19 protein-coding genes and 2 pseudogenes are annotated in these 19,709 nt (G+C 71.5%); 10 read left to right on the top strand and 11 right to left on the bottom strand.

What is annotated here, in order from left to right; genetic code table 11:
- Nucleotides 1–126 precede the first annotated feature (126 nt).
- From ACIOC1_RS33600 to ACIOC1_RS33590, 3 genes are all read right to left on the bottom strand, one after another.
- Nucleotides 127–1,032: an aminoglycoside phosphotransferase family protein gene (locus ACIOC1_RS33600; protein WP_401858112.1), complete on the bottom strand. Its 906-nt coding sequence runs from the start codon at nucleotides 1,030–1,032 to the stop codon at nucleotides 127–129.
- A gap of 146 nt (nucleotides 1,033–1,178) precedes the next feature.
- Nucleotides 1,179–2,072: a virginiamycin B lyase gene (locus ACIOC1_RS33595; RefSeq protein WP_401858104.1), complete on the bottom strand. Its 894-nt coding sequence runs from the start codon at nucleotides 2,070–2,072 to the stop codon at nucleotides 1,179–1,181.
- Nucleotides 2,073–2,275: 203 nt separating this feature from the next.
- Entirely contained in the window at nucleotides 2,276–3,142 is an 867-nt protein-coding gene (locus ACIOC1_RS33590) for a haloalkane dehalogenase (protein ID WP_401858101.1), read from the bottom strand.
- A gap of 91 nt (nucleotides 3,143–3,233) precedes the next feature.
- On the opposite strand from ACIOC1_RS33590, the gene ACIOC1_RS33585 reads away from it, so the two are divergent.
- Complete coding sequence (locus ACIOC1_RS33585) at nucleotides 3,234–3,728, top strand: MarR family winged helix-turn-helix transcriptional regulator (RefSeq protein WP_401858098.1); 495 nt, start codon at nucleotides 3,234–3,236, stop codon at nucleotides 3,726–3,728.
- A 35-nt stretch (nucleotides 3,729–3,763) separates the two neighbouring features.
- Here ACIOC1_RS33585 and ACIOC1_RS33580 read toward each other — a convergent pair whose 3' ends face one another.
- Complete coding sequence (locus tag ACIOC1_RS33580) at nucleotides 3,764–4,294, bottom strand: GNAT family N-acetyltransferase (protein WP_391052441.1); 531 nt, start codon at nucleotides 4,292–4,294, stop codon at nucleotides 3,764–3,766.
- Between the two features lie 198 nt (nucleotides 4,295–4,492).
- Between ACIOC1_RS33580 and ACIOC1_RS33575 the strand changes: the two genes are divergently transcribed.
- Nucleotides 4,493–4,936: a glutaredoxin domain-containing protein gene (locus ACIOC1_RS33575; protein WP_355347549.1), complete on the top strand. Its 444-nt coding sequence runs from the start codon at nucleotides 4,493–4,495 to the stop codon at nucleotides 4,934–4,936.
- Here the strand turns inward: ACIOC1_RS33575 and ACIOC1_RS33570 are convergent.
- The gene (locus tag ACIOC1_RS33570) at nucleotides 4,926–5,411 is read right to left on the bottom strand and encodes a GNAT family N-acetyltransferase (RefSeq protein WP_355347546.1); all 486 of its coding nucleotides are present in this window, start codon (nucleotides 5,409–5,411) and stop codon (nucleotides 4,926–4,928) included. The genes ACIOC1_RS33575 and ACIOC1_RS33570 overlap by 11 nt on opposite strands.
- Nucleotides 5,412–5,669: 258 nt before the next feature.
- On the opposite strand from ACIOC1_RS33570, the pseudogene ACIOC1_RS33565 reads away from it, so the two are divergent.
- Nucleotides 5,670–5,798, top strand: a pseudogene (locus ACIOC1_RS33565) (TetR/AcrR family transcriptional regulator); the annotation flags it as partial.
- Nucleotides 5,799–5,862: 64 nt separating this feature from the next.
- Here ACIOC1_RS33565 and ACIOC1_RS33560 read toward each other — a convergent pair.
- On the bottom strand, nucleotides 5,863–6,786 hold the full coding sequence (locus tag ACIOC1_RS33560; protein WP_401858095.1) for an NmrA/HSCARG family protein: 924 nt from the start codon (nucleotides 6,784–6,786) through the stop codon (nucleotides 5,863–5,865).
- A 109-nt stretch (nucleotides 6,787–6,895) separates the two neighbouring features.
- Here ACIOC1_RS33560 and ACIOC1_RS33555 point away from each other — a divergent pair, with 109 nt between their 5' ends.
- Nucleotides 6,896–7,462 carry a TetR family transcriptional regulator gene (locus ACIOC1_RS33555; protein WP_391052431.1) on the top strand — a complete coding sequence of 189 codons (567 nt, stop codon included), beginning with the start codon at nucleotides 6,896–6,898 and terminating at the stop codon, nucleotides 7,460–7,462.
- A gap of 238 nt (nucleotides 7,463–7,700) precedes the next feature.
- On the opposite strand, the gene ACIOC1_RS33550 is transcribed toward ACIOC1_RS33555, so the two are convergent.
- A complete protein-coding gene (locus ACIOC1_RS33550; RefSeq protein ID WP_391052430.1) occupies nucleotides 7,701–8,123 on the bottom strand; it encodes a winged helix-turn-helix transcriptional regulator in 423 nt (140 codons plus the stop codon).
- Between the two features lie 101 nt (nucleotides 8,124–8,224).
- Between ACIOC1_RS33550 and ACIOC1_RS33545 the strand changes: the two genes are divergently transcribed.
- From ACIOC1_RS33545 to ACIOC1_RS33520, 6 genes and pseudogenes are all read left to right on the top strand, one after another.
- Nucleotides 8,225–9,076 carry an alpha/beta fold hydrolase gene (locus ACIOC1_RS33545; protein WP_391052428.1) on the top strand — a complete coding sequence of 284 codons (852 nt, stop codon included), beginning with the start codon at nucleotides 8,225–8,227 and terminating at the stop codon, nucleotides 9,074–9,076.
- A gap of 334 nt (nucleotides 9,077–9,410) precedes the next feature.
- A pseudogene (locus tag ACIOC1_RS33540) lies at nucleotides 9,411–9,779 on the top strand (hypothetical protein); the annotation flags it as partial.
- Nucleotides 9,780–9,914: 135 nt separating this feature from the next.
- Entirely contained in the window at nucleotides 9,915–11,792 is a 1,878-nt protein-coding gene (locus ACIOC1_RS33535; RefSeq protein ID WP_391164289.1) for a chitobiase/beta-hexosaminidase C-terminal domain-containing protein, read from the top strand.
- Nucleotides 11,793–11,972: 180 nt separating this feature from the next.
- Nucleotides 11,973–12,836: a DMT family transporter gene (locus tag ACIOC1_RS33530; protein ID WP_355347646.1), complete on the top strand. Its 864-nt coding sequence runs from the start codon at nucleotides 11,973–11,975 to the stop codon at nucleotides 12,834–12,836.
- A 181-nt stretch (nucleotides 12,837–13,017) separates the two neighbouring features.
- Nucleotides 13,018–14,349, top strand: coding sequence for an NtaA/DmoA family FMN-dependent monooxygenase (locus tag ACIOC1_RS33525; protein WP_391052422.1), 1,332 nt, complete (start codon nucleotides 13,018–13,020; stop codon nucleotides 14,347–14,349).
- A 17-nt stretch (nucleotides 14,350–14,366) separates the two neighbouring features.
- Nucleotides 14,367–15,692, top strand: coding sequence for an NtaA/DmoA family FMN-dependent monooxygenase (locus ACIOC1_RS33520; RefSeq protein ID WP_401858090.1), 1,326 nt, complete (start codon nucleotides 14,367–14,369; stop codon nucleotides 15,690–15,692).
- Nucleotides 15,693–15,788: 96 nt separating this feature from the next.
- Here the strand turns inward: ACIOC1_RS33520 and ACIOC1_RS33515 are convergent, their stop codons facing one another.
- From ACIOC1_RS33515 to ACIOC1_RS33500, 4 genes are all read right to left on the bottom strand, one after another.
- Entirely contained in the window at nucleotides 15,789–16,793 is a 1,005-nt protein-coding gene (locus ACIOC1_RS33515; protein WP_401858108.1) for an aldo/keto reductase, read from the bottom strand.
- Between the two features lie 48 nt (nucleotides 16,794–16,841).
- A complete protein-coding gene (locus tag ACIOC1_RS33510; RefSeq protein WP_401858087.1) occupies nucleotides 16,842–17,960 on the bottom strand; it encodes an ABC transporter substrate-binding protein in 1,119 nt (372 codons plus the stop codon).
- Nucleotides 17,961–18,025: 65 nt separating this feature from the next.
- Nucleotides 18,026–18,808, bottom strand: a complete 783-nt coding sequence (locus ACIOC1_RS33505) for an ABC transporter ATP-binding protein (protein WP_401858084.1) — start codon at nucleotides 18,806–18,808, stop codon at nucleotides 18,026–18,028.
- On the bottom strand, nucleotides 18,792–19,694 hold the full coding sequence (locus ACIOC1_RS33500) for an ABC transporter permease (protein WP_401858081.1): 903 nt from the start codon (nucleotides 19,692–19,694) through the stop codon (nucleotides 18,792–18,794). Before ACIOC1_RS33500 ends, ACIOC1_RS33505 begins: the two co-directional genes overlap by 17 nt.
- Nucleotides 19,695–19,709: the final 15 nt, after the last annotated feature.

Raw genomic sequence — 19,709 nt, 5'->3', positions numbered from 1 at the left:
CAGCCGGGCATTACGGTGGGACACGAAGACCTCCGTGCGGTGCAGTCCTAGACAGCTCCACCACACCGGAGGTCTTCGCCATGATCAAGCACCGGCACATGTCAACAACGCTCGTGATCAATACACCTAGCCGGTGAGGGCCTGGGTGATCTGGCGGGTGGTCTGTGCGGCGACTCGCGGATCGTCGGCGGCGTAGGACACGTAGGCGTTCAGGCCGGTGGCCAGTGCCCAGCCGCGACCGCGTGTCCAGGTGGCGTCGTCCACGCCGAGTGTGGCGCGGAAGGCGGCCCGGCTCCCGGCCGACATCAAGGTGAAGGCGACCATCAGATCGCAGGCCGGGTCACCGAGGGCGAGGCCGCCGAAGTCGATGACCGCGCTGAGGCGGCCGTCGACGGTCAGCAGATTGCCGGTGTGGAAGTCGCCGTGCACCCAGACCGGCGGCCGGCCCCACGCGGGGGCGCGCAGCGCCGCGTCCCACAGGCCGGCCATCGCCGCCGCGTCGAAGGTGTCGCCGACCCTCGCGACGGCGGCCCGGGTCGCGCGGTCCCGCGCGGCCAACGGGCTCGCCGCAAGGCCCGTTGGCCCGTCCGCGACCGCTTCCGGCGGCGCGAATCGCTGTAGGGCCAGCAGGAACTCCGCCAACTCGACCGCCGCGCCCACTGATTCGCCGAGCCCCTCGACGGTCGCCACCTCGCCGTCCAGCCACCGGGTGACCGCCCACGGCCACGGATAGCCGAGGTCGGGCCGTCCGACAGCTACGGGTACGGGGACCGCCAGCGGCAGGTGCGCGGCGAGCCGTGGCAGCCACCGGGCCTCCTTCGCGGCCTGGCCGATGGCGCCGCGGTGGCGGGGCAGGCGGACGGACAACTCGCGGCCCAGTCGGTGGATCACATGATCGGAACCGGCCGCGCCGAGCGGTTCCAGGGGAAGTCCGGCCCACCGCGGGAACTGTCTGTCGACCAGCCGTCGTACCAGCGCGGTGTCGATCGCGGGGCGGAAGTCCGCGGTGTCCGGGGTGTGTTGCGTGGTCAGGACGGCTCCTTGAGGCGGTGCGATCGATGTGGCTGGCGATCTCGGACGACCGCGACTGTTCCAGCGGGCGAGGCGCGGTCTGTCGAGGGGATTTCCGCGCGGGCGCGGTGACGACCCGCCCGGCCCCGCCGAGGCGGCGGTTCACCTCAGGGCGCGAGCCGTGCGACGGCTCCCACCTCCAGGGCCGCCCAGACAGCGCCGTCCGGACCCACGGTGATGCCGTGCGGCTCCGATGAAGCGGTCGGCAGGTCGTACGCGGTGATCTCGCCGCTCGCCGCGCGGTGACCGATGCGGTTGGCTCCCCATTCGGTGAACCAGCAGTCCCCGACGCCGGCCGCGACGACGGCGTGCGGTTTGGCCGTACGGTCCGGGAGCGGGAACTCCTCGATCCGCCCGTCCGTCGTGATCCTGCCGATCTGCCCCGCCGCGATCTCGACGAACCACAAGGCGGCGCCGTCACTGGCTATGCCGACCGGCGCGGCACCCGGAGTCGGCAGGGGGTACAGGTCGACCGCGCCCTCGACGGTGACGCGGCCGATCGCGTTCGCCTGGTTGAGCGTGAACCACAGCGCCCCGTCCGGGCCTTCGGTGATCGCCGAGGGACAGCCGCCCTGTACGGGAAGGGCGTACTCGGTGATCTCTCCCTCGACGGTGATCCGGCCGATCCGGTCGGTGTTCATCTGCGTGAACCACAGCGCGCCGTCGGGGCCGGTGGTGATGCCGAAGGGGCCGCTGTCGGGCGTCGGCAGCCGGTAGGAGCGCAGTGCGCCGTCGGTGCCGACGCGGCCGATCGCGCTCGCCAGATGGAGGGTGAACCACAGCGCGCGGTCCGGGCCCGCAGTGATGACCGTGGGGCGGCTCTCGGGCGAGTCCAGCGGGAATTCGCTGAATTCGCCGTCGAGGGTGAGGCGCGCCACGCTGCCGTTCTGCGCGAGGGTGAGCCACAGGGCGCCGTCAGGTCCTGCCGCGATGCCGTAGGGGCCGGCCTCCTTGCCCGCCACGGGGATCTCCGTGACGGCCGGGCCTTCAGAACGCTGCACGGCGAATCCTCCTGCGGAAGCGAATGCGGGTAGCGCATACGGTTGGCGGATACGGAGGGGACGCCGATACGGTCGCGGCTCGACCGACGTCCGTGGCCGGTGCGGTCCCCGTTCCGATCACCCCCGCACCCTGCTGACACGAGGCCACCGGGCGCAACTGATTTCCCGTACGGGCCCGGCGCGGGAATGGCCGGGCCGCACGCTCAGCGGCCGGTGACCACCGCGTGCCGCCGCGCCCACGCGGTGATCGCGTCCGCGATCGCCTGCGGCTGGTCCTCCGGGGCGTGGTGCCCGGCGGGACCGCAGTGCCGGGTCTCCAGGGCCGCGATGTTCGCCGCGCACCAGTCCGCCGTCTCCGGGCCGATCAGCAAGGTGGGCGAGGAGTCGAAGGTGAGCAGCAGTTTGGGGACCTGATCGCTGCTCGCGAGCCACTTGTCGTACTGCTCGACGCGCTCGGTGACATCGGCCGGCTCGCCGTCCAGCGGCAGTGAGCGGGCCCACGCGAGGATCGGGCGGCGGCTCTCGGGCGTCGGGTACGGCGCCCGGTAGGCCCGCAGGTCGTCCTCGCCCACCGGGTGCAGCACCCCGCCGGTGAAGGCCGACTCCAGGAAGACGTTCCGGTCGAGCACCAGGGCTTCGCCCTGCGGCCCGCGCATGGTCTCGGCGCGCGAGCGCGGTCCCTCGGCCAGTTCGCTCCAGGACATCGGCCGCACGATGGTCTCGAAGAAGGCCACACCCAGGACCCGGTCGGGGTGGCGGGCCGCCCAGTCGAAGGCGAGGGCCCCGCCCCAGTCGTGGCCGACGAGCACCACCTTGTCCAGGTCCAGCCGGTCGAACCACGCGTCCACGTAGCGCGCGTGGTCGGCGAACCGGTACGGCACGTCGGGCTTGCCCGAGCGGCCCATGCCGATCAGGTCGGGCGCGAGCAGGCGGGCGGGCAGGTCGATCGCGGGCAGCACCTTGCGCCACAGGTGGGACGAGCCGGGATTGCCGTGCAGGAAGACGACGGGAGTGCCGCTGCCCGTCTCCTCGTGGAACATCGTCGAATCGAGCACCTTCGTCACGGGCATGACGCTTCTCCGCATCGCTAGTCACACTAACGGTTATCTCGCGTCGAAGATAATCCGTTAGTGGCACTAACGCAAAGGGTATGATCGCGGCATGAGCAACGGCGCACGTGAGACGGGACCCCCGACCGCACCGCAGGCCACCGTCGCGGCCACTCCGGCGCGGCTGCGGAATCTGCGGACCCGGCTCCTGTCGCTCGCCGCGATCCGCTCGGACCGCCTGGTGAACGAGGAGCTGACGCGGGAGGGCGCCCGCAAATGGCACTACGCGGTGCTCGCCACCCTGGAGGAGTTCGGGCCCGCCAGCCAGGCCGAACTGAGCGGCCGTACGGGCATCTACCGCAGCGACATGGTCGCGGTCGTCAACGAACTGGCCGAGAGCGGGCTGCTCGAACGCTCGCCCAACCCCGCCGACCGTCGGCAGAACATCATCGCGCTCACCGAGCCGGGCCGCCGCCGGCTCCTGAAGCTCGACGGACTACTGACCGAGGTGGAGGACCAGGTGCTCGCCCCGCTGTCCGAACCGGAGCGCGCCGAGCTGGCCCGGCTCCTCACCGCCGTCGTGGACCACCACGGGCAGCACATGTGAAACCGGCCCGTGCCGCGCCCTCAAGCGGCTCCTGGCTACGGCTTCCAGTCCGCGGCCAGGAGCCCGAGCAGGACCTCGTCAAGGAACTCGCCCATCACCCACGCGGACGAGCGCAGCACGCCCTCGCGGACGAAGCCGTTCCGCTCGGCGGAGCGCAGCATCGCGTCATTGTCCGCCAGTGTCTCGATCTGCAACCGGTGCAGGCCGCGCACGACGAAGCCGTACTGGCACAGGGCCGCGACCACGTCCGTCCCGTAGCCCTTCCCGCGAGCGGACGGCAACAGGCCCAATCCGATGTGCGCCGACCGGTTGTGGGTGTCGATACCCCAGAGCGTCGCGGTGCCGACCAGGGCGCCGCCGTCCAACTCCACGACGGAGAAGGCGACGTGCCCCTCCTCCTTGTCGTCCACGAACAGCCGCGGATCCTTCGACTCGGGCGAGACCGGCCGCCACGGGCCGCCCTCCGCTCGCGCGGCGTTGACCACGTCGTTGTAGAGCTCGGTCCGCAGGACCGGGATGTCATCCGCGTGCCGAGCCCTCAGCCCGACCTTGTTCCCCTTGAGCATGCACGTTTCCTATCCGAGCCCGTCGGCCGACGGCAAACCGAATACCGGCGTCATCGACCGAAGGCGACGCGTCGCGCGCGAGGCCGACTCCGGTTGCCCGGTTGCCCGGTTGCCCGGTTGCCCGGTTGTACGGGGGTACGCGGGCGAGCCGCGGCCTGGACCGCGAGGCGGTTCACCGCACCGATAAGCTGCCTGATCATGATGCGTGCGTGGTTCCTGCCGATGCTGCTGGTCCTCTGCGGCGTGGCCGCCGCGACCGGGCTGATCCTCGGCGGGAGCCCCGGCCGGGCCGCGACCTTCCTGCTGGCCTTCGTGCTGCTCGCGGGGCTGAACTCGCCTCTGGTCTTCCCCCGGTCGATCGGCGCGTCCGAGGCGCAGCGCCTCAGCGCCGCCGACGGCCGGCCGATCGTCTACTGGCGGCCGGGCTGCAAATTCTGCCTGCGCCTGCGCTTCCGACTCGGCCGCAGGGCCCGCCGGTTGCACTGGGTCAACATCTGGCGTGACCCGGCCGCGGCGGAGGCGGTGAGGGCGGTCAACGAGGGCAATGAGACCGTCCCGACCGTCGTCGTCGCGGGCCGGCCGTACACCAACCCCGATCCCGCGTGGGTGCGCGAACAGCTCTCCCCGTCCGCTACGGCGTGAGGGCGCGGCGGTACGTCAGGCCGGGGCGGCCGGAGAACTGGTGCTCGCCGACGACGGTGAAGCCCGTACGGGCCAGTACGGCTCGGGAGGCCGCGTTGTCGAGGGTGGTTCCGGCGCGCAGGACGGTCAGCCCGTACTCGGTGGCGGCCGTGCGGCACAGTTCCCGTACCGCCCAGGTGGCCAGGCCCCGGCCCGCGGCGCGTTCGGCGATCCGGTAGCCGAGGTCGGCGCCGCCGTCGGCGACGTCGACGAGATTGATCCGGCCGAGGACGTCGCCCTCGGTACCGGTCACGACGTGGAAGTAGCAGGCGCCGGTCTCCTGCTCGGCCAGCCGGTCACGGAGGTGGTCGTCGAAGCGGGCGAAGAAGTCGTCGCCCCGGTCGGGGATCGTCGCGGCGAAGTAGGCCCGGTTCTCCCGCTCGAAGGCGAGCAGCGCGGGGGAGTGGTCCGGGTGGAGCAGTTCGATCTGGGGCATGGCCAGGAATATAGGCAGTTGGGCCGCCGCGCGGCCTGTGGTTTTCCGCCGGCCGAGGCGCGCGGGGCCATCGGGGTCGGTCACGGCTCACGCCGCGGGCCCCGCAGACAGGTCGCCACGAGGCGGCGGCAGGTGCCGTCCCAGCCCGGCTCGGACGGCCGGAGCATGTGCGCTCCGGCTGGGCGAGACGAGTTCTTCGCCCTCGTCGGTGGGCCGGTCGCGACCAGGACGCAGCCGCCGCAGCCGCTCGACGCGGCGGCCGAGGCCGCTCTCCTCGCCCCGACCCTGATCGGCGCCGGCCATCTGCTGTTCGCCGACCGCGACGGACCGCCGCCGGCACCCGCCGCGATCCGCAAGGTCGTCGCGGCCGTCCTCCCCGGCGCCTGAGGGGACGGCTCACCGCGGGCTCCGGCCGGTCGCGGTGCGGGCTCGCTCGCCTCGCGGGCGCGGTTCAGGCCGCGGCCACCATGTGCTGCCGCGCCCACTCCTCGAAGCCGGTGAGCGGGATGCCGAGGTCCCGCGCGTACTGCGGGCGGCCCGGCTGGTCGACCGCGTTGAGCCATTCATGCGAGGCGCCCATAGCCGGCATTCCGGCGGCGAGCGCCTCCTGCTCTGTCATGTCCGGCGCGGGCAGGTGCGTGCCCAGGGCCCGCGAGAGGACGTCGGCGATCTGAGTCATCGACAGATAGTCGCCCGCCAGCTCCAGTTCGACCCGGTCGAACCGCTCCGGATCGGCGAAGGCCGCCGCAGCGGCGCGGCCGATGTCGTCCACCGCGATCAGCGACAGATGGGTATCCGGCCTGAGGACGCTCACCAGGCCGCCCTCGATGCCGCGCGGGAACAGGAACGCCATGGACGGAAGGAAGTTCTCCATGAAGAAGCCGGGCTTGAGCAGCGTCCAGTGGGGGAAACCCGCCGCGCGGACCGCGTCCTGGATCGCGCTCTTGGCGCCCAGGACGGGTTCCATGTAAGGCCAGCGGCCCTCGGCCCAGCCGGGCGTCTCGGTGTGCTGACCGGCGCCGGTCACGGAGGTGTGCACGAACTGCGGCACTCCTGCGGCCTTCGCGCCCTCGACGAGGTTGACGCCTTGCGTCACCTCTCCCTCGAAGTCGAAGCTCTCCGCCGTCATCTCGGGCATCTGTACGGAGAAGACGGCGCGGACTCCCTCGGCGGCCCGGACCACGGAGCCGCGGTCGCGCAGGTCGCCGGTGACCAGTTCGGCGCCGAGCGCCTCGACGGCCTTGGCCCGGTCGGCGGCCGGATCGCGGACCAGGGCGCGGACGGGGACGCCGGACGCGAGCAGGGCGCGGGCGGTGGCGCCGCCCTGGCGGCCGGTGGCGCCGGTGACCAGGACCGGTGCGGGGCGTGCGGACATGATGCTCCTCGGGTGCTCGTGCGGGGAGACGCTAAACGGCGGGGCCCGCCGTTTCTCTTCCGGGTACGATATGGCGGACCCCGCCACTTGGCAACCATGGAGGTAGGCCATGCCGGATGGCCAGCGCGCTGATGCCCGGCGCAACTACACGCGCATCCTCGCCGTGGCCCAGCAGGAAGTCGCCGCGCACGGCGCCGACGCCTCGCTGGAACAGATCGCCCGCACGGCGGGAGTCGGCTCCGCGACCGTGCGGCGGCACTTCCCCACCCGCCAAGCGCTGTTGGAGGCGGTCTCCCGGGAGCGGATCGAGGCCCTGCGCGTCCGCGCCCACGAGCTGACCGGCGAAGGCGAGAGCCGCGGCGCGCTGCTGGAGTGGCTCGGCGACGTCCTCACCTACTGCGTCTCCGCCCGCGGCCTGGCCACCGCGCTGTCCTACAACGCCGCCGGAGTCGACCCGGTGCACAACAACAGTTGCTCGGCCACGCTCGAAGAAGCGGCGGGTCCGCTGCTCCGCCGCGCCGCGCGGGACGGCGCGGTGGCCAAGGACGTCACCGCCCTCGACCTGATCACCCTGCTGGTCGGCATCGCCCTGGCCACGGAGCACGCCCCCGACCCGGCCGCCCGCGCCCGCCAACTCTTCGACCTGTCGGTGGCGGGCCTGAGCCCCCAGCGCTGAGCAACGGCGCCTGTCACCGTCGTCCGCGCGGGCGCTAGGTCAATACGACGAGGGCGTGTCCGGCGGATCGGGAATGGCCCCTTCGGCGCCTGGCACGCACGCCCGTCGCGTTGCCGGAATACCCGAATGGCTCCGCTGTGCGGGCATCCCGGCGCCTTCCGCTCAGCGGGTCCCACCGGCCGGAGTCCGGGGGAGCACCGGTCGCCGCCTGGACCGCCCATGATCCGCCGGACAGGCCCTAGTCGGGAGACGGCCCGTCGGCGAGCCGGTTGTTGCGGTCGATCTCCGGCATGTGGGTCTCGGCCCAGTCGCGCAGGGCGGCGAGGGGGTGTTCGAGGGACAGGCCGAGGTCGGTGAGGCGGTAGTGGACGGCGGGCGGCACCGTCGGTTCCACGCGGCGCGTGACCAGGCCGTCGCGGACCAGGCTCTGCAAGGTGGCGGACAGCATCTTCTGCGAGATGCCGGGGATGCGGCGCCGCAGTTCGGCGAAGCGGACCTCGCCCGGAGCCTGCTCGGCCAGCGTCTTGACCGCCATCGACGTCCACTTGGTGCCGATGCGGTCGAGCAGTTGGCGGGTCGGGCAGCGCGGATCCAGCAGGTCACCGCGGTCGCCGGGCCGCGGCCCGTACGTGCCCGATGCGTCGGGCCCGGACGTGGTCACCTGGGGCTCACCACCTGAGGGGAAAGTGCCGTCTTGGGCGGACCAGGTTAGTTCCCTAGCGTGATCTTGTCACCATTGGTTACCACTCCTGGAGTCCCGTCATGCCCGAACTGCGCCGCGTGCCCGTCAACGGTGTCGAACTGAACGTCGCCCTCGCCGGATCGGGTCCCGCCGTCCTGCTGCTGCACGGCTTCCCGCACACCTGGGAGGTGTGGACGGACGTCATGGCCGATCTGACCGGCCGCTACCGCGTCATCGCGCCCGACCTGCGCGGCTTCGGCGCGAGTGGTCCTGCCCCGTCCGGGTACGACGCGGGCACCCTGGCCGAGGACGCCGCCGCGCTCCTCGCCGCGCTCGGCGTGTCGTCCGCCGCGGTGGTGGGCATCGACGCGGGCGCCCCCGCGGCCTTCCTCCTCGCCCTGCGCCACCCCGGCCTCGTCCGCCGCCTGGTCGTCATGGAATCCCTGCTGGGCGCGCTGCCCGGCGCCGAGGACTTCCTCGCCGCCGGACCGCCGTGGTGGTTCGGCTTCCACCGCGCGGCGCCCGGCCTCGCCGAGACCGTGCTGGAGGGTCACGAAGCCGAGTACGTCGACTGGTTCCTGCGCTCCGGCACGCTCGGTGAGGGAGTGCGCCCCGCACTTCGGGACGCGTTCGTGCGCGCGTACACCGGCCGCGAGGCGTTGAGCCGCGCGTTCTCGTACTACCGCGCCCTGCCCGAGAGCGCGGCGCGGATCGGTGAGGCGGTCGCCGCCCACCGCCTGACGGTGCCGACGATGGCCCTGGGCGCCCAGCCGGTCGGCGACGTGCTCGCACGCCAACTGCGCCCGCTGGCCGACGATCTCACCGCACACCTCATCGAGGACTGCGGCCACATCATCCCGCTGCACCGGCCGCGCGCCCTGCTCGCGCTCCTGCGCCCGTTCCTGGCCCGCGACGACGCGGGCAGGGCGTGAGCGGGGCGGGCGTGAGCGGGGGCAGGGATGACCGCGGACGAGGCGTGACCTGGGCGGCGCACCACGGACCCCACGTCTCCCGCACGCCCCACTCGAATCGTTCACTGTGTGAATCCGGTGCATGTGCTTGACGGCTCGCCATGGCCACTTGACACTGCCTTACGGATTCGGGATTACCGCCATCCGCAGATTGAGAGCGTTTTCAAGAGACTGAATCAAAGGGCCAAGGCGGGACCTTGGCTCTGAATGTGCAGTGCCGAGCGCGATCCACCCCCACATCTCCGCGCTGACCCTGGTGTTCACTTCGCGAACCCAGGCGAAAGGACCCCCACACATGCGCAGATCCATCCTCCCGGCCCGTACCGAGGGCACGCCGCGTCGGCAGCGACGCGTGGTCGCCCTGCTCGGGGCCCTCGTCCTCGTTCTGGCCGGGATCATCGGCCTCACCCAGACCGTCGGCACCGCCTCGGCGGACGCGTCCGACTACACGCAGAGCGTCGCCCAACTGAACTCCACGCAGGCGCAGATCACGTTCAAGCCCACCACGGCCGCCGCCTACGTCGACGTCCACTACCTGGTCAACGGCGCGAATCAGCAGAACGTCCGGATGACCAACAACGCGGGCGTCTGGACCCAGACCGTCAGCTCGCTGACCACCGGCACCGTGCTCGACTACTGGTTCACGTACGAGAAAAGCGGCCCGCAGTACGACACGCCGCACTTCTCGTACACCCAGGGCAGCGGGAGTACGACCGGCGGCGGCACCGGCGGCACCGGAACGACCGTCGCCACGCCGACCTTCAGCCCGGCGGGCGGCACCTTCAGCTCGGCGCAGAGCGTGACGATATCCGACGCCACCTCGGGCGCGAGCATCCGCTACACGCTGGACGGCTCCACGCCGACCGCCTCCTCCACGCTCTACAGCGCGCCGCTGAACATCTCGGCGAGCACCACGGTCAAGGCGATCGGCATCAAGTCCGGGTCCACCAACTCGGCCGTGGCCACCGCCAGTTACACCATCGGCTCGACCTCGGCGAGCTGCCCGACGCAGTCGGACACTCCCAACTTCGGGTCGAACGTCCACATTTACGACCCGTCGATGTCCAGCGCCACCATCCAGGCGCAGCTCGACGCGCAGTTCGCGCAGCAGAAGGACACCCAGACCGCGCAGTTCAGCAACAACCGGGTCGCGCAGCTCTTCAAGCCAGGCACGTACAACGTGTCCGACAACGTCGGCTTCTACACCTCGGTGGCCGGTCTCGGCCAGAACCCCGACGACGTCACGATCAACGGTGACGTCACCGTGGACGCCTTCAACGCCTCCGACGCGGGCAACGCGACCCAGAACTTCTGGCGGTCCGCGGAGAATCTGGCGATCAACCCCTCCAGCGGCACCGACCGTTGGGCCGTCGCACAGGCCGCGCCCTTCCGCCGGATCGACGTGCACGGCGGGCTCGCGCTCTACCCGGCCAGCTACGGCTACGCCAGCGGCGGCTACATCGCCGACACCAAGGTCAGCGGCCAGGCCGCGTCCGTCTCGCAGCAGCAGTGGTACACCCGCGACAGCAACCTCGGGAGCTGGGCGGGCGGCGTGTGGAACATGGTCTTCTCCGGCGTCAACGGCGCCCCGGCCAACACCTTCCCGAACCCGCCGGAGACCACGCTGGCCACCACCCCGGTCTCCCGTGACGTGCCGTACCTGTACGTCGACAGCGCGGGCAAGTACCGGGTCTTCCTGCCGTCGCTGCGCACCAACGCGTCCGGACCGAGCTGGGCCAACGGCAGCACCCCCGGCACCTCGCTGCCGATGAGCCAGTTCTACGTGGTCAAGGCCGGGGACACGGCCGCGACCATCAACACCGCCCTGTCCCAGGGCTGCAACCTCTTCGTCACCCCCGGCGTCTACCACCTCAACCAGACGCTCAACGTGACCAAGGCCAACACCACCATCCTCGGCATCGGCTACCCGACGTTCGTGCCCGACAACGGCGTCAACGCCATGCAGGTCGCCGATGTGGACGGCGTACGCCTCAAGGGTCTGCTCTTCGACGCGGGCACCACCAACTCCGCCGCGCTGCTGACTGTCGGCCCCTCCGGCTCCACCGCGAGCCACGCCGCCAACCCGACCACCATCCAGGACGTCTTCTTCCGGATCGGCGGCCAGGTCGCGGGCAAGGCCACCACCAGCCTCATCGTGAACAGCGCCAACACGATCATCGACCACATCTGGGCCTGGCGCGCCGACCACGGCAGCGGCGTCGGCTGGACGTCCAACACCGCCGACACCGGTCTGATCGTCAACGGCGCCAATGTGCTTGCGACCGGTCTGTTCGTCGAGCACTACCAGAAGTACGAGGTCGTCTGGAACGGTCAGGGCGGCAAGACGATCTTCTTCCAGAACGAGATGCCGTACGACCCGCCGAACCAGGCCGCCTGGGTCAACCCCAACGGGCAGAACGGATACGCCGCCTACAAGGTCGGCGCGAACGTCACCACCCATGAGGCGTGGGGGCTCGGCAGCTACTGCTACTTCAACGTCAACCCGGCGGTGAACAGCTACCACGCGTTCGAGGTGCCCAACACCTCCGGCGTGAAATTCCACAGCGCGCTGACCGTCTCGCTCGGCGGCGTGGGCACCATCACCCACGTCATCAACGACACCGGAGCGGTCACCGCGTCCAACACCACCCCCAGCAATGTCGTGTCCTATCCCTGACCCGCTGATCCCCTCACCGTGAACCCACGGTGACGGCGGCCCGGTGCTCCCGCGCAGGCGGGAGCACCGGGCCGCCCCCGCGAACGGGTGAAGCAAGGCCCGTGACCCCCACCCGCGTGTGCGTCGGCGCCGCGCGCCGCCTACGCTGCGCCAGGGGAGTTACGTCACGGGAGGCCGACCCTGCTGGTGCTGTGTGTGTTCTTCGCGTTGCTCGGTGCGGCCAGCAACGCGGTGGGAACCGTCCTCCAGCGCAAGGCCGCGCTCGCCGTGCCGCCCAACGACGCGATGCGCCCGCGTCAGATGCTCGCGATGATCCGGCAGCCGGTGTGGCTGCTCGGCATCTGCGGAGTGGCGGGCGCCGCGGCCTTCCAGGCCCTCGCCCTGGTGGCGGGACCGCTGGCCCTCGCGCAGCCCGTCTTCATCCTGGAACTTCCGCTCGCCCTGCTCTTCAGCGTGCCGCTGCTCGGGCGCGCCCTGCCGCGCGCGGGCTGGAGCGGCGTCGCCTGCATGGTCGCGGGTCTGGCGCTCGCCCTGGGCGCCGCGGCGCCGGGCGGCGGCGGCGCCCAGGCGTCCATGGCGCACTGGGTGCCCGCCGTCCTGCTCTGCGTGGGCGCCATCGGCTGGGCGGTCGTCATCGCCCGCCACCGGCCCTCCGGCGCGCCGAGGGCCGCCCTGCTGGGCGCCGCCTCCGCGGTGGCCAACGCGCTCACCGCGGCGCTGATGAAGTCCGCCGCCGACACCTTCTCCGCGCACGGCGGCGTCGCCTTCCTGACCGCCTGGCAGACCTACGGCTTCGCGCTGTGCGGCGTCACCGCGATCTTCCTGCTGGAGAGCGCCCTCCAGTCCGGGCCGATCATCGCCTCGCAGCCCGCCCTCACCCTCGGCGACGCCACCGTCAGCCTGGCGCTGGGCATCACCGTCTACGGCGAGCACATCCGTACCGGCTGGTGGGTCGTGCCGCAGTTGGCGGCCGTCGGCCTGATCGCGTACGGCACCGTCCGGCTCTCCCGCGCGGTCCCGCTGATCAGGGAACTGGCGGGCTGACCGCACGGGCCGCCCGGTCTCGGCCCGGCACCGACCTGACATCCGCCCGGCACCGGCTCGACAACGGCCCGGCACCAGGCCGGCAGCGGCCCGGCCCTGGCGCGGACCGCGAAGGGGAGCTTAAGTGAACCGGTAGCCGCTTCGGCTTCATCCCCGGAGCGGTTCGCCCAAGCATGGGGCCGTGACCGAACGATTCCTGCACCTCAACGTCAACGCCAACGGGCTGGCGAAACCGCCGAACAGCTGGCGGCACAGCTCTCCGCCCACCTGGTTCCTCGACGTCGCCTCCTGGGAGAAGCTCGGGCGGATCGCCGAGCGCGGCCTGCTGGACGCGGTCTTCCTCGCCGACCACCTCGGCGCCACCGACTTCAGCAAGCCGTGGCACGCCTTCGACCCGTTCATGCTCCAGACGGCGGTGGCCCGCGCCACCCGCCACATCGGTCTGGTGACGACCCTGTCCGCGACCTTCTACCAGCCGTGGGACATCGCGCGCCGCGCCGCGACGCTCGACATCGCCTCCGGCGGCCGGGCGGCGGTCAACATCGTCACCTCCGGCGAGGACGCGGCCGCGGCCCTGTACGGGCGGGGACCGCTTCCCGCACGCGAGGTCAGGTACGGGCGCGCCGAAGAGGTGCTGAACGCCGTCAAGCGGCTGTGGGACTCCTGGGACCCGGACGCCCTGGTCGCCGACCCCACGACGGGCGAACTGGTGGACGACGGCCGGGTCCCGACGGTGGACTTCGACGGCGAACACGTGGGCTTCAGGGGGCGGTTCCAGTTCCCGCGCTCCGTGCAGGGGCGGCCGGTCATCGTCCAGGCCGGAGCGTCGCCCCTGGGCATCGAACTGGCCGCGCAGCACGCGGATGCCGTGTTCTGCGCCTCCAACACCCTGTCGACCGGGCAGGAGTTCTACCGCGGGCTGAAGGCCCGCGCCGCCGCCCACGGGCGCGACCCCGACGAACTCCTGGTCCTTCCCGGCCTCAACATCACCCTCGGCGGCACCGAGGCCGAGGCGATCCGGCGCCGCGCCGATCTGGTCGGCCCCGTGGAGGCGGACGACGCCGCAGTGCGCGCGCTGGCCGTCCAACTCGGCGTCCCCGTCGACCTGCTGAGCCTGGACAAGGCCCTGCCCTGGGACTACATCAACTCGCCGCGGTGGAGCCCGCGCAGCGTCGGCGCCGCCAACGGCGTGCTGTCCGTGGCACGCCAGGGCGACCTCACCGTGCGCGAGGTCCTCGAACGCCGCGCGAACGCGCAGAACGCGATCGTCGGCACGCCCGAGCAGGTCGCCGACGAGATCGAGAGCTGGTTCACCCAACGCGCCGCCGACGGCTTCAACATCAACTTCGACATCTTCCCCTCCGGCCTGGAGCAGGTCGTCGACCACCTGGTGCCGGAGCTCCAGCGGCGCGGGATCTTCCGCAGGGAGTACGAGTCCACCACGCTGCGCGGCCACTACGGGCTTCCGCCCCTGGTGACCGACGCGAGCCGCGCCACCGCGCGCACGGCCTGATCAGGAGACCGCCACCAGTGAGCACACGCCGACTGCACTTGAACGTCAACGCCAACGCGCTGGGCCGAGCACCGGGGGGCTGGCGCCTGCGCGACGACCCGCTCGGCTTCCTCGACATCGACGAATGGGAGAACCTCGGCCGGACCGCGGAACGCGGCCTGCTGGACGCGGTGTTCCTCGCCGAGACCCTCGGATTCTCCCAGCAGGACTTCACCAGGCCGTGGAACGCGATCGACCCGTTCGTCGTGCTGACCGCGATCGCCCGCGCCACCACGCACGTCGGCCTGGTGGCGACCGTGTCGTCCACCTACCGCCACCCCTACCACATCGCCCGGTTGGGCTCCTCGCTCGACCTGGTCTCGGGCGGCCGGGCCGCGGTCAACGTCGTCACCACGCAGTCGCCGCGCGCCGGGGCCCAGTTCGGCCTCGACGCGCACCCCGACCGGGACGCCCGCTACGGCCGCGCGGACGAGGCGATCGCGGTGATCAGGGCGCTGTGGGAGTCATGGGACCCCGACGCGCTCGTCGGTGACAAGGCGTCAGGTGAGCTGACCGACCTGACGAAGGTGCGGGAGGTCGACCACGTCGGCGAGCACCTGCGGGTCAAGACCTGGTACCAGGTGCCGCGTTCGCCGCAGGGCCACCCCGTCGTCCTGCAAGCGGGCGCGTCGGAGCAGGGCATCGACCTGGCCGCGAAGTACGCCGACGCGGTCTTCTGCGCCGCGCACAACCTCCAGCAGGGCAAGGACTTCGCCGCCAAGGTGAAGGCCCGGGCCCGCGACGTTCACGGCCGCGACCCCGACGACGTTCTGATCCTGCCCGGACTGTGGCCGGTCATCGGCAGCACCGAGGCCGAGGCGCGCGAGCGCCGCGACCTGCTGGCCGGTCTGAGCACCGACACCACCGATGCCCTGACGTCGCTGGCGGCGCAGCTCGGCCTGCCGGTGGACAGCCTGGAGCTCGACCGGCAGCCGCCCTGGGACCTGATCAACTCGCCGGAGTGGAAGCCGAGCAGCTACGGCTTCGCCAACTCCGTGCTCCAGTCGGCCCGCAATGAGAACCTGACGGTGCGCGACCTGCTCGACCGGCACATCGCCGGCGGCGGTCACCGCATGGTGGTGGGCACCCCGGAACAGATCGCCGACGAGATGGAGGCGTACTTCACCGAGGGCGCCGCGGACGGGTTCAACCTGAACCACGACCTCTACCCCGACGGCCTCGACCTCATCGTCGACCACCTGGTGCCGGAGCTCCAGCGGCGCGGGATCTTCCGCAAGGAGTACGAGGCGAGCACGCTGCGCGGCAACCTCGGCCTGCCCATCCCGGCGGCCACCTCGGTCTGAGGCCGCACGGCAGCACGGCGCGACGGAGCCGCCCGGCGTACCGACCCCCATCCCACGGGGCCGGTACGCCGGGCGGCTCTTCGGGCTGCCGCCGGATCAGGAACCGGCGGCGTCCGGCAGGCGCGCCTCTGCCCCGATGGCGCCGGGCCGCAGCGCCCTGTCGCCCTCGACCCGCTCGGCGATACCGGCCAGTCGCGCGGCCTGCTCCGGTGTGAGCGTGACGTCGCACGCGCCGACGTTCTCCCGCAGATACGCGGCGTGCCGGGTGCCGGGGATCGGCACGACGTCCTCACCCCGCGAGAGCACCCAGGCGAGGGCCACCTGACCGGGCTCGGCGCCGAGTTCGGCCGCGACGGCGACGACCTCGTCGGCCAGCTTCACATTCGTGTCGAAGACCTCCTCGGCGAACCGCGGGTGTTCCAGCCGACGGCCCGTCAGATCCGCGCGGCTGCGCAGCCGACCGGTCAGCCACCCGCGGCCCAGCGGCGAGAACGGCACGATGCCGATGCCCAACTCCCGCGCGATGGAGAGCGTTTCGGCCTCGATGTCGCGGGTGAAGAGCGACCACTCGTTCTGGATCGCGGTGACCGGATGTGTGGCATGGGCGCGGCGCAGGGTCCGCGGACCCGGCTCCGACAGGCCGATCCAGCGGACCTTGCCCGCCTCGACCAGCTCCTTCAGCGCGCCGACCGTCTCCTCGATCGGCACCGCCGGATCGACGCGGTGCTGGTAGTAGAGGTCGATGTGGTCGACGCCCAGGCGCCGCAACGAGCCCTCCACCGCCGACCGTACGTACTCCGGACGGCCGTCGATGGGGCGGGCGTCGGGGTTGGTGGCCCGGTCGAGCGGGTTGCCGAATTTGGTGGCGATGACCAGGCCGTCACGGCGGCCCTTGACCGCCTGCCCGAGCAGCGTCTCACTGATGGCCGGGCCGTAGATGTCGGCGGTGTCGAAGAAGTCGATGCCGAGGTCGATCGCCTCGCCCACCAACGCCGACGCGCTGTGCCGCTCGTCGGCGTCGGTGGACTGCGCGAAGCTCATGAAGCCCAGGCCGAGGGCCGAGACCTCCAGCCCCTCGGTGCCGAGCCTGCGTCGAGTGATGTCGGTCAATGGTTACTCCTCAGCCGGTGGTTCGGGAGCGGCGCCGTGTCAGCCGGTCGTCACGTCGTCCAGCGCCGTGGTGTAGTTGAATCCGAGCTTGGACGTGACATTGGTCTTCAGCCCGCCGTACTTGTACGCGGCCTCGACGGTCGCCTGCTGGATCCGCAGGAACTCCGGGTCACCGATCTTGTAGAAGGTCGAGTGCCGGGCGTTCTCCCAGTTGACCTTGGCCACGTCGGGCGTCTGGCTGAGGACCTGCTGCTCGACCTTCTCGTACGCGGTCTCGTGACCGGGGATCCACTGCTCGTAGAAGGTCCGCAGCCGGCCGTAGAAGTCCTTGAGCGCCGCCAGCTTGGCCGGGTCGTCGAGCACCTCGGTCCTGGCGATCCAGCCGCTGCCGCCGAGGATGCCGAGCGTCGCGTTGTCGGCGATCTTGATCGCCTTTCCGGCGTCGACGGGCTTCTTCACGTTGCTGTAGCTGGTCACGACCGCGTCCAGGCGCCCGGCGTTGAATGCGTTGGCCGCGGCCTGGTTGCTCGGGAACTGCACACCGTGGACGTCCTTGGGGCCGAAGCCGCCCTTCTCCAGCGCGACGACGTAGGCGGCGTAGATGTTGCCGCCGTAGTTGTAGCCGATCTTCTTGCCCTTCAGCTCGGCGAGCGTCGTGATGCCGGAGCTCTTCGTCACGTACACGGCGGCCGGGTAGGGCGCGTCGGGCGTCCAGGTCACCGCGAAGCCCTGGATCGGGGCGCCGGTCTTCGTCCAGTCGGCCGAGGCGTTGGCGGCCTCGAAGGCGGCGGTGTTCTCACCGACCTGGCCGACGTCGATCTGCTTGCCGTACAGCGCCGCCAGTTGGTTCGCCGGGCCCGCGATGATCGGGACCTTGTACTTGTACGGGGTGTCTTCGAACAGGCCCGACTCCTTCAGCAGCGCGGGGAAGTCGGCGGTCTGGTAGCTGATCGTGAGGTTGACGCCGGACAGGTCGACCGCGGCGGCGGCGGAGGAACCGCCCGTCGAGCCGCCGTTCGACGCGGAACCCGCGTTCTTCGCGGAGGTCGAGGCGTCGCCGGAACCGCCGCAGGCGGTGGCGACCATGGCGAGGGCGACGGCCGCGAAGGCGGTGAACGTGCGCTGGACGAAGGGGGAGTGCTTGCCGGTGCTGTACATGTGCGATGACTTCCTCGGGATGTGTCGGGTGAAGACGGTTCGTGGTGCTCTGATCTGAAGGGCCGTCAATGGCCGGCGGCCACCTCCTCGCCGCCGCCGCCGACGGTGCGGGCCACGCCGAGCTGGTCGAGCAGCGCCGCCCGCAGTTCGAGGAACCGCGGATCGTCGCGGTGGCGGGGCTTGTCGATCTCGACCCGCTGGTCCAGGGCGATCGAACCGCGCGAGAGGACCAGGACACGGTCGGCGAGCAGGATCGCCTCGTCCACGTCATGGGTGACCAGGACGACGGCGGGCTCGTGCTTGGCGCACAGCGCCGCCAGCAGGTCGTGCATCTTGATCCGGGTCAGCGCGTCCAGGGCCGCGAAGGGCTCGTCGAGCAGCAGCAGATCGGGCTCGGTGACCAGCGCGCGGGCGAGTGCGACACGCTGCGCCTCACCGCCGGACAGCGTCCGGGGCCAGGCTTTGGCGTGGCTCTCGATACCGACCTCGGCCAGCGCGTCGAGCGCTTTGCCGTACGCGGCTCTCGGACGCCGCGCGCCGAGCACGACATTGCGCCACACCTTCTGCGCGGGAACCAGCCGCGGCTCCTGGAAGACGGTCGACCGCACGCGGGGCACGACGACATTCCCCTCGTCGGCGGTGTCGAGTCCGCCGACGATACGGAGCAACGTCGTCTTACCGGTGCCGGACGCTCCGAGCAGCGCGACGAACTCCCCCTTCCGCAGCCGGAGATCGACCCCGTCGAGCACCGCACGGCCGTCGAAGACCCGTCGGACCCCCAGCGCGGTGACGGCGTATCCCGCGCTGTCCGCGGCGAGGTCGCCCGGCGATTCAGTTGATACCGACACGGGCCCTCCAAGGCAGGACGAGACGCTCGACGCCGCGCATGACGAAGTCGATGAGGATGCCCAGCACGGCGTAGATCCAGATGCCGGCGATGACGATGTCCGGGCGCTGGTTGTTCTGGGCGTTGATGATCAGATAGCCGATCCCGGCGGTGGAGTTGACCTGCTCGGCCAGCACCAGCGACAGCAGCGAGAAGGAGCAGGCGAAGCGCAGACCGGTGAGGATGCCGGGCAGCGCCGTCGGGAAGATGATCCGGCGGGCGATCCGGAAGCCGCTGAGCCCGAAGGTCCTGCCCGCCTCGATGAGCTTTTGGTCGACGCCCTTCACGGCGTGGAACGTGTTCAGGTAGAGCGGGAACAGCGCCGCGGCGGTGATGAGGGCGAGCTTGGACGGCTCGTCGATGCCGAACCAGGTGACGAACAGCGGGACCAGCGCGATGAACGGCACCGTCCGCAGCATCTGGAGGGTGGCGTCGAAGATCTCCTCGCCGATCTTCCACAGACCGGCGAAGATCCCGAGCACCAGCCCCGCGCTGCCGCCGAGCAGCAGCCCCTCACCGGCCCGCCGCAGCGACACCGGTACGGCGGCCTGGAGCGAGCCGTTGTTCCACAGGTACTGGTACGCCTCGACGATGGTCTTCGGCGAGGGCAGCACGTCCTCGGTGGTCCAGCCCCAGGTCAACGCGAGCTGCCAGAGGGCGATCAGTGCGACGGGCACGCCGACGCGCAGGGTCCAGCCGCTCCAGAAGCGGACCCGCTTGCGCACGCTCTCGCGCCCGCGGTTGCGCGGGCTGAGGTCGATGAGCCCCGCCGCGCCCCGCGGAGTCCTCGTGGCGGTCGGCGCATCCGGCGCGGGCGCGGTGTCGGTGACGGAAGCGGCGCCGGTCACCGCGTCACCTCGGCG

Origin of the sequence: Streptomyces sp. NPDC088197 (assembly GCF_044741185.1) — a bacterium.
GTDB lineage: Bacteria > Actinomycetota > Actinomycetes > Streptomycetales > Streptomycetaceae > Actinacidiphila.
Note: the sequence above shows the minus strand (reverse complement) of the source record. Positions and strands in the feature narration are given on the sequence as shown.

What these genes read in the sequence shown, in the direction of transcription:
- ACIOC1_RS33590 (WP_401858101.1), bottom strand. Translation starts at nt 3,142, where the DNA reads ATGCCCGTGACGAAGGTGCTCGATTCGACGATGTTCCACGAGGAGACG.
- ACIOC1_RS33585 (WP_401858098.1), top strand. Translation starts at nt 3,234, where the DNA reads ATGAGCAACGGCGCACGTGAGACGGGACCCCCGACCGCACCGCAGGCC.
- ACIOC1_RS33580 (WP_391052441.1), bottom strand. Translation starts at nt 4,294, where the DNA reads ATGCTCAAGGGGAACAAGGTCGGGCTGAGGGCTCGGCACGCGGATGAC.
- ACIOC1_RS33575 (WP_355347549.1), top strand. Translation starts at nt 4,493, where the DNA reads ATGATGCGTGCGTGGTTCCTGCCGATGCTGCTGGTCCTCTGCGGCGTG.
- ACIOC1_RS33570 (WP_355347546.1), bottom strand. Translation starts at nt 5,411, where the DNA reads ATGCCCCAGATCGAACTGCTCCACCCGGACCACTCCCCCGCGCTGCTC.
- ACIOC1_RS33560 (WP_401858095.1), bottom strand. Translation starts at nt 6,786, where the DNA reads ATGTCCGCACGCCCCGCACCGGTCCTGGTCACCGGCGCCACCGGCCGC.
- ACIOC1_RS33555 (WP_391052431.1), top strand. Translation starts at nt 6,896, where the DNA reads ATGCCGGATGGCCAGCGCGCTGATGCCCGGCGCAACTACACGCGCATC.
- ACIOC1_RS33545 (WP_391052428.1), top strand. Translation starts at nt 8,225, where the DNA reads ATGCCCGAACTGCGCCGCGTGCCCGTCAACGGTGTCGAACTGAACGTC.
- ACIOC1_RS33510 (WP_401858087.1), bottom strand. Translation starts at nt 17,960, where the DNA reads ATGTACAGCACCGGCAAGCACTCCCCCTTCGTCCAGCGCACGTTCACC.